Annotated in this window: 11 protein-coding genes; 8 read left to right on the top strand and 3 right to left on the bottom strand. The window is 60.7% G+C overall.

Features of this window, described 5'->3' with window-relative positions; translation table 11 throughout:
• Positions 1–57 precede the first annotated feature (57 nt).
• Both BLW81_RS30125 and BLW81_RS29270 read left to right on the top strand, forming a co-directional pair.
• Entirely contained in the window at positions 58–753 is a 696-nt protein-coding gene (locus tag BLW81_RS30125; protein WP_407662320.1) for a translation initiation factor IF-2 N-terminal domain-containing protein, read from the top strand.
• A gap of 126 nt (positions 754–879) precedes the next feature.
• Positions 880–1,536: a hypothetical protein gene (locus BLW81_RS29270; protein WP_157897615.1), complete on the top strand. Its 657-nt coding sequence runs from the start codon at positions 880–882 to the stop codon at positions 1,534–1,536.
• 65 nt (positions 1,537–1,601) lie between these two features.
• Here the strand turns inward: BLW81_RS29270 and BLW81_RS06555 are convergent, their stop codons facing one another.
• Entirely contained in the window at positions 1,602–1,955 is a 354-nt protein-coding gene (locus BLW81_RS06555) for a type II toxin-antitoxin system RelB family anti-toxin (protein ID WP_083406485.1), read from the bottom strand.
• 953 nt (positions 1,956–2,908) lie between these two features.
• Between BLW81_RS06555 and BLW81_RS06545 the strand changes: the two genes are divergently transcribed.
• From BLW81_RS06545 to BLW81_RS06530, 4 genes are all read left to right on the top strand, one after another.
• Positions 2,909–4,498 carry a TniQ family protein gene (locus BLW81_RS06545; RefSeq protein ID WP_157897614.1) on the top strand — a complete coding sequence of 530 codons (1,590 nt, stop codon included), beginning with the start codon at positions 2,909–2,911 and terminating at the stop codon, positions 4,496–4,498.
• A 166-nt stretch (positions 4,499–4,664) separates the two neighbouring features.
• Entirely contained in the window at positions 4,665–5,426 is a 762-nt protein-coding gene (locus BLW81_RS06540) for a TnsA-like heteromeric transposase endonuclease subunit (RefSeq protein ID WP_083406483.1), read from the top strand.
• A gap of 35 nt (positions 5,427–5,461) precedes the next feature.
• Positions 5,462–7,570 carry an integrase gene (locus BLW81_RS06535; protein ID WP_235632206.1) on the top strand — a complete coding sequence of 703 codons (2,109 nt, stop codon included), beginning with the start codon at positions 5,462–5,464 and terminating at the stop codon, positions 7,568–7,570.
• Positions 7,571–7,573: 3 nt separating this feature from the next.
• The gene (locus tag BLW81_RS06530; protein WP_083406481.1) at positions 7,574–8,761 is read left to right on the top strand and encodes a TniB family NTP-binding protein; all 1,188 of its coding nucleotides are present in this window, start codon (positions 7,574–7,576) and stop codon (positions 8,759–8,761) included.
• Positions 8,762–9,044: 283 nt separating this feature from the next.
• Here BLW81_RS06530 and BLW81_RS06525 read toward each other — a convergent pair whose 3' ends face one another.
• Positions 9,045–10,349 carry a TniQ family protein gene (locus BLW81_RS06525; protein ID WP_083406480.1) on the bottom strand — a complete coding sequence of 435 codons (1,305 nt, stop codon included), beginning with the start codon at positions 10,347–10,349 and terminating at the stop codon, positions 9,045–9,047.
• Positions 10,350–10,452: 103 nt separating this feature from the next.
• On the opposite strand from BLW81_RS06525, the gene BLW81_RS06520 reads away from it, so the two are divergent.
• Together BLW81_RS06520 and BLW81_RS29265 are read left to right on the top strand one after the other, a co-directional pair.
• The gene (locus tag BLW81_RS06520) at positions 10,453–10,704 is read left to right on the top strand and encodes a helix-turn-helix domain-containing protein (protein ID WP_059092402.1); all 252 of its coding nucleotides are present in this window, start codon (positions 10,453–10,455) and stop codon (positions 10,702–10,704) included.
• Positions 10,705–11,002: 298 nt separating this feature from the next.
• Positions 11,003–11,425, top strand: a complete 423-nt coding sequence (locus BLW81_RS29265) for a hypothetical protein (protein ID WP_157576560.1) — start codon at positions 11,003–11,005, stop codon at positions 11,423–11,425.
• Positions 11,426–11,703: 278 nt separating this feature from the next.
• Here the strand turns inward: BLW81_RS29265 and BLW81_RS06510 are convergent, their stop codons facing one another.
• The gene (locus tag BLW81_RS06510; RefSeq protein WP_082698874.1) at positions 11,704–11,937 is read right to left on the bottom strand and encodes a hypothetical protein; all 234 of its coding nucleotides are present in this window, start codon (positions 11,935–11,937) and stop codon (positions 11,704–11,706) included.
• Between the last annotated feature and the right edge of the window lie 402 nt (positions 11,938–12,339).

Here is a 12,339-nt window from a genome sequence, read left to right as displayed (position 1 = left end):
GTTTAACAAGTTGGTTAGCCGGTGAAACTAAACCCTCCGCCACGGCAGAAGGTCCGAGTGCGCGAACTGGCCCGTGAGTTGGGTTGGACGCCTCGGCAGCTGCTCGCCGAGTTGAATCGGCGCGGCGAGTTCGTGAAGTCGGCGGCTAGCCAGTTAGAGGCGCCGGTCGTCCGCGCCCTTCTGCGCGAGTTTGGGACCGTCAGCACTGGGCCAAACCCAGACGCGACGCTCAGTCCGGGGATGTATGGCCACTCGGCGGAGCTTGCGACAGGCGAAGACGACACAGGTTTCGAGAGTGAACTTGCGAAGGCTCGAGCTCGGTCGAAGGTTAAGGGCCAGAACAAGGTTGCGCGATGGCATCCACCGATCCTGCAGGCGCTACTCGACGATGTTGTCGTTCCGCAGCGGCCAGAACATCTCGCCGCACCGGCGAGTGGATACTTCGTACGGGAACTGAAAAAGGCCGCAGGACTCAGCAAGCGGTGGGCTGAAGCACAACTAAACGGTCTTGGAGACGATGAATCTCTAGTAATCAAGTGGATCCGGCTCAGTGATGGCCAGCGTCCAGACATTGCTGTCGAACTAGCAGGTTGTGGCATTAGTCCGGGCGAGGCGGGCCTTTGTATCGGGCACGGCGGACGTATCGATCCCCGCCTCGGGACCATCTACGAGCGCTTCCGCGACAGAAAAGTCGGTCGATCGGAGGCTACCGCGATAGTCCGGCAGTGGCGCGCGAAACAACAGGCTCTCTAAGCGTTTTTGACTGTACGCCAGCAACTTTCGGTCTTCACAAGCGTGTTAATGCCGCCGATTCCGGGCGCAGTGCGGTATCGTCTAGTACTACTAGTAGGGCACGGGAGACCCGATTGCGAGGTTGAAATGGTTGAGACACTGCATGATTGCTCGCCTGCGCCAAGCCTCGAGTATGTCGATCGATTCGGTCGAGTTGTCGGTGACCTGCTCTATCTGCGTTGGTGCTCGGGCGCTGCCGCCCCCTCCTGGAGGGAAGTCTTCGACTCACCGGACGTGTTGAATTTCCTTGAACAAGAGAGGCTTCCCGGCTTGCACCCGCGAATGGAGGCATTGATGGCGCGCGCTGCCGGTCGCGGCTGGCTGGCCTACTCGGACGAGCCGCGGTCGCTTCGCGTTGGGCCAACCTACCTGGCATCACCCGGACAAAAGCTGCGAGTTAGACAGCCGCGTGACATGGGCCGTCGTGTTGCTGGCGCGGTCGCAAGGTTTAGGTACAAGCACAAACACAACCCGACCATCAAAGAGTTTGCGGATTTCCTCCGAAATGCTCGAGTGCAGCGAATCTTTCGCGGCGAGGCGGATGTGCTCAAGAGCCTGCCGTGGTTGGTGGTTTCAGGCTGGATCGTCCTCGAAGATGGACGCGTGCTTCGGGGTCCGACTGCGAGGGCCGACATGAACGAACGAGCGGCTTTGCGGCGTTTGGCCATACGAGAGGCCGCCCAGGCCGCCAACACGGACGAGGAGCGCACCTCGTCGACGGCAATCCCGACACCTTGTGGCTGATGTCGCGCTCGTTGATCGTCGACGACCTCTAGGCTGGCCAAGTTGAAGCAGGTCGTGGTCTCTTACTACTGGGCGAAAGTGTCGAGGTCGATGCTGATTTCGACTCCGTCGCGTTCTACGACGATTCGTGAATGCTCGATGCCTGCGGCTTTGAGATAGTCGCGCAGCGTCGATAGGAGAAGGTCGTGGCGTCGCTCGATGCGTGACACGGTGCCTTGGTCGGTGCTCAAGGCCTCCGCGATCTGTTGTTGCGTAAGGTTTCCTGCGCGGCGGATGTCGGCCAGACCTTCGGCGTAGACCCGGTTTACGTTTTCGCGTTCAGCCGCGTAGCTGCGCACGTTGTCCGCGATGAGGGGATCTGCGACCAGCTCGTCGATCCTGTTGTTCATCCGACGGAACGTCTTGCCTTCATCACTCATCGTGGTCCTCCTTGGTTTCGTGAAGCCATATGGATATTGCGGCGTCGGCCCGGCTTCCGACGCTGTTGTAGAAGACGTCGCCCATGCGGGCTTTGTCGGCGGCGAAGAGCGCAACTACGACGGTGGTGCTGTGCGGTAGAAACCAGAAGCAGATCAAGCGGAAGGCGATTTCGCGATCGAAGGGGTGGGCTGTGCGCCCGGCGAATCTTCGATTGTCATACTCCTCTTAGGTCGGGTGTGTCTTCGGTCGGTGCCTGTTCGAGCGTTCGCAGTTGTTTGAGCGCGTCAACTGCGCGGGCCAGTAGCCGTCTGGGGGTTCGTCCCCGTTTCGGGCCTTGTCTTCGGTGCGGTCCAGCCAGTCGAAGAACTCGAGGGTCCGTCGACGTCCATGTCCACAAGTATGGCTTTAGAGCCATATGCTGCCAACACCATATCGAGCAATTGCGCGGCATTGGATCGTGCTACCCATGGCGCGCCGGGGCCGATTTTCACCCTCCCCCGTTGTGCTATCTGAACCGTGGCGCTTGAAAGGTGAGGTTGAACACCACGCGGTCGGTGGCCGGCATGTTGAACTTCGAGAGATCGAATCGGGCGTCGGTGGACGGCATACCATTGAACATCGACACCGAAATCTCATAGGGCTCAGGGGGTTTCTCGCCCTTCTGTCCCGCTTGGATGCGGCTGCGTTTGCGGTTCGAGACCGGGTCGGTTACTTCGATCAGTCCGAACTCACCCAGCTCGTGGATGTAAACGTACCGGGGTCAACGTATAGCGATAATGCCCTCGCCGCACTCGAGTCGGCGACGCCATAGTTCCTAGCTGAGACCGGCGCGATCGCAGCACCACTAGTAGGGCGGACACGTCGCTCCGCACGTGGCTTCCTGAAGTATGCGCAGTCGGCTACGAGCAGACTGGCTCCTTCCGGATCGAGCCACAAGATGGGGATCCGGCTAATGGTGACCGCCGCTCTCTTGCCTGTGCGGGTCAAGCCTGCGTCAGGGGAGTGCATCGATTCATGGTTGGATGCGACGGCGGCTGTGATGGGAGTTACGCTCGGCGATGTATCTCGCCAATTGCATCTACCGATAGCCGCGAAGCCGCAATGGATTTGGTGGCTGCCGCAGTACCAGTTGGACTCTCTTCAAGTGTTAACGGGCACCCCGGCCGAAGACATCGCAACGATGACACTCGACGACTACGCCGTCAAAGGTCTGCCCGTCCTCACCGATTCACACGAACCCGACCGCACATTCCCGTTCGGCGTGTTACCGGGGTCGAGGTTCTGTCCCGAGTGCCTACACGAGTCGAGCGGCAGATGGCGGCTCGTGTGGCGGTTGGGCTGGTCATTCGCATGCACAACCCACGGCCGGTTGCTGGCTGCTCAATGTCCGAGTTGTGGAGAGGATCAGCGGCGTCGGCAGAACTACACAAGCATTCCGATGCCGACCAAATGTCGGTGCGGCTGCGATCTCACGTCGGTGCCCACCCCTGCGGTTGGGAGCGAGCACGACGTCGTTGTTGCGCAACGCTTCATCGGTAAGATTCTCAGCGGAGCCCGCCCGAGCGGCGGAGTGCTTGCGCGTCAGGCGCGATCGCGTCGTGAGTCACTGGAAGCGGTCCGGAGTCTGGCCAATCGAACGATCAACTTCGCGGCACGCCACGGCTTGGCAACCGCAGCAAGACTGGGAGGCGGATTCACATTCGATGAACTTTCCGCGGAACCGAATCCGAGCCGTGGACGAAGTGCGGTGAATTCGTACCCATCGATGCGGACCGTTGAGGCCGCCGTGGGGATAACCGTTGCTGTCAAGGTCTTAGGCGCCGAAACCATTGAGGAATCAGCGAGCCGGCTTCGGTGGCTGGTAGACAGCCAAGACGCCAAAGCCCGCCAGACCGAGTTGCTCTGGTGTCGCACCGACGATGCGCTAGCTGCGGCGATCACGATTAAGGCGAGTAGGCAACAGCTTGGAGCGCAGGGCGAACTCCGCTACCGCGCGGCAACTCCAGCGCCCGAAGCCCCACGGCGCAGTTATCTCGATGACTGGAGCTTCGCGGCGACACTACCCGCATTGATGTGGCCAACCTGGTGCGAGAAGCTGCTCGCGGATACGTCAGTAGATGCGGATATGAGGCGCGCGCTATCGATCGCCACGCTCATCGTCGGCAGCAATATCACGATCGGTGGTGCAGAGAAACTGTTGTCTGCGCGCCCGTCCCACCGCACCGTGAATGAACAACTCGAGCTCCTCTATTCGTTGCCGCGCTGGAACTCTATATGCAGAACGCTAATCAGTCTGAGCGACTATCTCGTAACTCAGGGTTCAGAAATCGACTACGCGCGTCGGAGGAAGTTGGTCTACTCGGCTCGGCTCGAGTGGCAGGACTGGCTCAGGATCAGGGGCGAATCCGCCGACGAAACGCTGCCGCGGACGGCGCCCCAGCAACCAGACCAGGCGCTGGTGCATCTACGTCGCCTCGGGATCGACGAGCCTGTAGAGTGGCATCCGCCGCTCAAAATAATTGGTGTCGCGGACCTAACATAGCTACCCGTAAACTAGAAGATCGGTTGGGCTAGAGCGCATTTCAACACCCTCGCAGAATCAACTTGTGCTATTCACCGTCGTCTTGACCACGTAAGATAGTCCGCGCTGGTCTCGCGCGGGGGCTTGTCCTTCTTGGCGCGCGGGAACCGACGAAAAGGTCCGAACCATGCCTTCGAGTGACGATGAAGACGATCTCCTTGACGCCTTGGCATTGCGCGCGCCAGGGCTTACGTGGACGTTCAGGCTGCAGGGCACCGAAATCGTGTGGATGTGGCAGCGGAGTAGCTCGCCGCCGGTGCACAGTCTCGAACCAATGCGAAGGATTGTCTCGTCCACCTTCAGCCGCCATATACCCGTGACGGCTCACTCCATGACTAACGGTGCGAGCGTGCATCTCGAATCCGGACTGGAGCACGACCTCTTCCGGAGACTCGACAGAGACCCGCGTGTCGCCTGGATGGTCTCGCAGCCATTCCGGCTCGCGTGGAGAGGTTTGCCTGGACGTCACACTCCCGACCTTCTAACCGTTGATGTCGAGGGGCGCGTGACTATCTGGGACGTACGCGCACCCGAAAAGCAGGACGACGAGTTCAGGGCCCAGAGCCGCATCACAGAGCACGCGTGCGCTGCTGTGGGATGGCGCTATGAGGTGTTCGGCGAAATGGCTCAAGCTGAGCGGCTGAATCTCATGTGGCTGAACGGGTTTAGAAGAGAGCCATCATGGTTGCAATTTCATGAACGCCAGATTGTTGACCTCGTCTCCGGTCACGAAGCAACCCTCGGAGCGTTGTTTGACGCGGACGACGGCTGCGGTGAACTGAAATCGTCTGTTTGGCATATGGTTTGGAAGGGGGCTTTGAGTATCGACACGACGTGCCAGTGGGGGCTGGACACGTCTGTGCGCCTATCTGTCGAAGTATTGCGATGAACGCCGGCCGGACATTTCTCTACGAGGGAGCGCGGGTGCTCACGGAGACGGGTGCGGAGCTCGTCGTTCGTTTCGACCCTACGGGTGTCGATCTTCGCGACTGTCTCAACAACATTCGGCATAGGGACTGGAACGATCTTCCGCTCGTGCAGAATATCGTCGATGGCCGGCCGGTTGCCGTCGCTCGGACTCTCCGACCGCTCTGGGACAGCCTCGACGACAAAGCCCGCGAACGCGCGCTCAACAAACTCGAAATTGTTCTCGAGATCGTGACTGGATACCGCGATGGTCATCCTGAACTCAGACGACCCGGCGAACCATACCCTCCGTTCGGTCCAGGGTTTGGCGTATCCGAGTCGAAGCGGGCCGTAGCAATGGCGTCGGTCCTCATTCAGGAGGGTCGAAATGACCGTAAGGTCCAGCGCCGCTTGCGAGACGGCGAGCTGACGTCGGTCGGGACGAACGAGAGCACCATCAGAAACTGGGTGCGAAGCTGGAGGCAGAAGGGACTGCTCGGATTGATCGATGGGCGGCACATCCGCAAGAGCCTGTCGTGGGAAGTCATCGATCCGCGCTACCGCGCGATCGCTGAGGAAGAGTTCGCGACTCTGGACGGTGATAAATCGAATCTGGCGATCCAAGAGATGCACAGACGAGTGCTGGTCAAGCTCCGTAACGCAGGCATTGACGACTACCACGCGCCGCAGCGCACGACGCAGAAGTTCCTCTCGAACTTGAAGCACCAGAGAGGTGAGACCACCAGGTCGCAGCGTACAAAGAAGCTGCAAACAGCCTCAGGTTCAACACAATACCCAGGCGTTCGGCCCGGCCAAGTGGTAGCGATTGATGTCACGCGAGCCGACAATCTCGTATACGACACCTTCAACGGTAGGCCGCTCAGCGTTGAGATCATCACCGCTATCGACGTCGCCACACGCGTGGTCCTGGCGCTCCGGGTGGTCCCGATGAGCGCGAATGGCTTCGAAGCGGGACTACTCCTCTATGACGTCTGCAGGCCGTTCTCGATGCTCGTCGCAGGCACGACCGTCAGCGATTGGAGATGGGTCGGCCTGCCTGAAACGGTCGACCTTTCGAGTGCGGTGGTCAAGGTGTGGCGTCAAGACTTGGAGGTCGACTTCGACACGTTGCAGGGCGAGCACCCCATCCCGTCTGTGATGCCGGATGCGATTCATTGCGACAACGCCGCGATCTTCACGAGCGTGCACTTCCGTGCACTTCTGCGCGACCTTCAGATCGACCTGTTGCTCAGCCGCCCGGGAAACCCCACCGACAACCCGCAGGTCGAGCGGTGGCATGAGACGATCCAACGTGGCTTGCAGCAGATTCCGGGCTACAAGGGGCGGAACGTGTCTGAGCGGGGGCGACTCGTCGCCGATGAGCCGCTGTTGACGGCTCGCGAACTGCAACTACACCTGCGAAAGTTCATTGCGCTTGATTACCACAGACACGGACACGACGGTCTCATTCAGCCGGGCGTCGAGGCCGCCAAGATGTGTCCACTCGACCTATGGGACGTCATGGTCGAAGCCACGGGTCGTATCGACGTCCCCCAGCGGCACGACCTGATCTACCAGTTCCTACCGATCAAGTGGGGCACCATCGGACCAGCGGGAGTCGAATTCTCCAACCTCCGATACGAAAACCCGCTTGTCTTCGAGCCGTTGCGCTACGTCGAGGTGGGCCGATTTCGCGAAAGGGACCGGGCCGCACCGTTCTTCTACGATCCAAACGATCTGTCGCGCATATGGTTTCATGACGAATCCACCGACAGGATCGAGCCCATCGAATGGGTCGGCCGTAGTAAAGCTGACGCACCGATGACCGACGTCATCCTCGACGAGCTCTGTCGGAAGATCAGGCGCCGCGGCGGCAACCATGTGTTCAAGCGCGGATTGACAACCCAACTGATCATCAACGAACTCGGCGAACTCACGTCGGCAAAATCGAAAGCGGATCGCCGCAAGACGGCTGCTGCGGCACAACGGGTCGAACAGTCGCGTATCGATCATGCCGAGGCGGAAGCTGCCCAGGAACGCGCCCATCCCGTGCGCAGCATCGCACCGCGGACGGTGCCGACTTCGTCGATCAGGCGGGCGTGGGACAACTTGCTGGAGACCGAGTAGGCGATGGACTCGCAGGAGTGGCACGACAACTGCGTCAAAGAGCTACCGCACGCGCCTCCCAGCCGATCGTCCAAGCAACTGAACGCCATGTCAGACCAGGCGCGAAATGCTTATATCGAGCAACTCGAGGCGTGGCTCGCCCGGCTCTACCTTCCGACAGCGGCGTTTACCGAGATCGAGCATGCTCTTGACCGGACCGTCCGGGACAACATGCTGGAAGGTCCGGGCGCCAAACAGATCGTCGTGTTGACCGGACCGAACTACGTTGGCAAGAGCACGTTCATGCTGCGGTGGGCACAGAGACGATATGTGGAATGGACCCATGATGCGCTGCACGACCGTCGGGGGCGTCCCGTCCACTATCCATCGGACGGTGTAGAGGCCGACCTATGTCCTGTGATTTGGATCGACTTGGGTTCGGCCGCCAAAGTCAATGATGTGACCACCGAGTTGCTCAACGGTTTCAACCTTGCGAGCACCGGCCTCACACGTGATCTGACTCATCGAGCGATGCATGGGCTACGTCTGCACCGCACCCAGATCGTCGTCATGGACGACGCGCATCTTCTGAAGACCGACTCCAAGAGTGGGCGCGATGTTCTAGACCACATCAAGAGCATCAACACCAAACTTGGTCAGGTCTCGAGCGCGACCCTCGTCCTGGTCGGAGCCAACCTCGCAAACGGCGACCTAGTGAACGACCCACAGATCGCATGTCGATTAACGGAGTTTTCCGTCGCACCCTACGGCGTAGATACCGAGGAAGAACAAGCCGAATGGCAACGCGTCGTACGTGACCTAGAAAGGTTGGTGCTGCCACACCTGCCCGCAGGTGAGCCGGGAATGCTCTTCCTGAAGCTGGCCGGCGAACTATGGTTTCGCACGCAGGGCTACGTTGGCGACCTGCGAAAGCTAGTCAGTCGAGCGACCGTTGCGGCGATTACGGACGGCTCATACCGGATCAGCGCGGAGCACCTCAAAGCGATCACCCTGAGCAAGCGTGCAATTCGTGATACTGCAGCGGAGACGGAGCGCCGCCGCACTGAGTCATCGACGCAGACCCGGCGGCGGCGCCGGAAGCGCGCACGCGTGTCTGATCTCAACGCGCTGGGGGCGGAAGGACGAGTCGGCGCAGCGAGTCCTGGGCTGCGGCCGGCAGTCGGTCACGAAAGGCGCGATAGCCGGCCTTGATGCGATGGCAAGGCGGCACAGCCCACGCCGGACTGTTGTCGAGGCAGCCTTGTGCCACCTCGCACCACATCCATGTGACGGCGTAGACCCACAGGTCAGGACTCCGTGCTGGGGTGGTCGACAGGCGCCAAGCTGGGTACCAATCGGCGGGATTGCGAGCCAGCAACCGGACCTGCGCTTCGAGGGTGCGAAAGTCTCTGCTCGCGGGAATATCGTTCAGCGCCAGATCGATTGAGCGTTGAAGATCCTCCGGCGTTGCACGCATCCGCGCACGCGCGGCGCGTTAGGTACGGGAGCCGAGGTCGGGCGGCAGCCCAATTCTGACAGCCGCGTCGGCCCAGTTCTTCACTAAGACAATCGCTCTCACCATGCATAGCGACACATAGAGCCGGCCGGTGTGTTCGTAGCCGCCAAGCATGCCGTTAAAAAGTCGGCGATAGATGCCGACATCGATCATTTGGGGTATCGCAGATGGTTGAATCCTCCAACAGTGATTACCGCGATCGAGTCTTCGACCCACATCGCGGCGGTCGGATGTAGCCGCGGTGATCAACTGATGCATCATCGGCGTTCTCTTGGTGCGATTAATGAGCCAGACGGCGGGACCGTTCTTCTCGTCTTCGACAAAGCGAATCCACTCACGCAACCGGGCACCCCCAGAATCGAGATCCCGTTGCATCAGAATTTCGTAGGCACATCCGAGGACGGCTCCGCGAACCCTGGCGCTGTGCGGGGGACTGAAGCCCCAACGAGCTCCACGAACCATGTTGGACCGGGCCCGCGCCTCATCACGCAAACCGCTCGCCCACGATACGGCAGTCTGGGCCGACGTCCTCGCTCCCAGATGAAGCAAAAGTGTTGCAAGGTTGCGGAGTTCGGCAAGAAAAGTACGAGGGTCGGCAGGTGTGCCGAACATGATCACCGTCTGCCCATTTATCGCTCGATGGACGGCTTCCGTGCAGTCGAGCGCAGGGCCGTTCGCCGGCTCAGCGGCGTTTGTGAGTACCGAGCGAAGACACGGCTGCCGCAGGACGACAGGATTGCCGCACGGTTGCTCCGGTCCGAGCACTGGGCGCAATGGCCAGTACCGGTGGCTGCGAAACCGTTGGCCGCAGCCGCCGCATTCGGTGGTCAGATAGGTGCCGTGATGAATGCACGTGGCCACGATCGGCAATCGCCAACCAACTCGCCAGATTCCCTGCTGTGCAACGCATAAAGGACAGAGTTGCGTGCCGAAGGGAGGAAACCACCCCTGCACCACGATCCTGCGATAGCTGTGCCTGTCTAACGGATTGAGGGCATCGAGGTACAGAGGCCTTCCTGCGTCGAAGCGCATGAGAGTCGCGGTTCGAAGCCGCTCGGCAGGGATGCCGCTGAGCCTTTCGATTCGCGCGAGCACGGTGTTGGTGGGCGCCGTCATGAAGAACGCGAGTGTCGTATGGGTTGCGCCTTCGCCGCGGCGGAGCGCAGCCAGGATGTGCTCAGGGTCGAGATCGTTGGCTTGGGTGAGGCGCTCGAGAAAGCTATCGAGAGCTTCGTCCTCACCCAGAGACACCCTGGTTGGCAGCAAGCTTAGTTCCGTCGGCATGATCCTGTGACCTCGGTCGACCACTGTGTGTGAGGTGCGGCGCAACGCTCAATGTACTACTAGTAGGGCAGACAATGATGGGCGTCCGCTGACTACTTGATGGGTGCCGACTCGCCCTAGTCAAAACAACCCGGAACGGGTTGCCAAGTGGGAGGCCTGGCGGTTGGAGGTAGGCACGAGAATTCGCGACGTCCGGCTATCGCAGGAAATGACTCAGGAGTCGCTCGCGCTGCGATCTGGCGTGACCCGAAACGTGCTCATCGACGTCGAACATGGACGGCGCGGCCTCCTATTCGAGCGGCTCCTCGATATTGCGGAGGCCTTGGAGGTTGCGCCGGCGGAACTACTGCCGTGATTGCAGGGACGCCTTGGACGCCACAGAACCGGCTCAGATGAAGCCCTACTAGTAGTACACTAAACTTGTGAGTATGGCGGCCAGACCAGGGCAAAGATGCGCCGCAGCGGCTCCGAGATGGCTAAGCGGGCCACCTGCTTATCCTTGCGGTTGCCCGACGAACGACAACCTTCGGGCATCACGGCGGACAACTCGGGCCATCCCCGGGAGCAAGCCCGGAACCCTGATTGCGCGGGCCGCACCTCGTCCACACGGTGCGCTAGCGGTTGGCGCCAAGTAGATGCGCCGGACCAAGCGCGTGACTGATAGCGCGATCAAGGACATGATCGCCCGAAACACCAGGGCCTCTGCGCGGCTCGAAGGACGGGAATCGCCCGATGGCCACACGCGCTCACAGGCCGTTCAGGATTACCTCGACGGGCTGGCATCAAGGAGTAAACGCGATGCAGCGCAGAATATTTCGTACACTGATTCGGATAGCGCAAGTGTCGGTCACTGGAATTACCGCGTAGTGCAGTCAGCCGACGGATCCGAGTACTTCATCGCGGAGGTGTATTACGCCGGCGACAAGCTGGGGTGGGTCGACGGCTCCCGCGACCTTCTTCGCTGGGAGCGGTACCAGGACCTCATTGACACCGTGCAACTGATTAGACACGCGTTCGACCAGCCTTTGCTGCGTGTGACGGAGGACGACCGTCTAGTTGAGGCCACATCTACATGATGGAACGAGCGGTTATCGGCGCTCGATCCGGCGATCCCGGAGTCACACTAGAGCGACTGGATCTTCGAGCAAAAACAGGAGCGTGGGCAGGTGAGGGACGATGAGGTGGACCCTGCGCTGGCGATCATCGACTGAGGTGGCCGACCTTTTCCACGGACCCGAGGATCCTGAGTGGGCGGCGGACCGAGACCGAATCGCGGACGAGCTGCAGGATCCGTGGCAGCGGGCGGTTCAAGCGGATTAACGTCGTCCTCGTGAGTCCCGTCGCTGCGGAGTGATCAGTCGCGGTGGTCGCGCATTCGGTGGACGTTGCGTGATGTCGCTGCAGCAGTGAGCAGTGTTCGTAGTTCGGGATTGGACCAGTACTCGTACTGGGCGTCAGTAACAGGCTGAGCAGGCTGAAGGATAATGCTGCCATCCGCGTTGTGGCGCAACAGGAACCGGCTATTCGGGCGGCCTGGCAGAGTGATGCGTCCGCGGTCATCTGTCTCAACGAACTCGGAGTCGGGCACTTCACGATCGTAGTCGCCGCGCCAGCGGACCGATGACAATCTTGACCCGACGGGATCGGCGCTTATCGGGGGGAGGATGACCCCAACACCCTGGAGGCGGTGGAGTTTGCCGCCTTGCAAGAGGAGTGAACGGATGGCGCACGACGAGCGATGCGCCGCGATGCCAGCGAAGCAATGACAGAAATTTCACGGCCGCGCGGATTCGTTGTAGCGACGGACCCAGACCAGGTCGCAGCCGGACTGCAAGATCAATGGACAGACGGCCAGCTCAGGCGGATCAACGTCGGCCGAGCCGGTCCCGCCGTTATTGAAAACGTCAGTCACGATTATGGCGTGCTCGGCGAACGCTATGTCCGGAAGCTGCGGCGGCGAACAGCGCCTGTAGTGGCACCCGTCCCGGCC

Origin of the sequence: Mycolicibacterium rutilum (genome assembly GCF_900108565.1) — a bacterium.
Taxonomy (GTDB): Bacteria; Actinomycetota; Actinomycetes; order Mycobacteriales; family Mycobacteriaceae; genus Mycobacterium; species Mycobacterium rutilum.
This window is presented reverse-complemented; position numbering and strand designations above follow the sequence as displayed.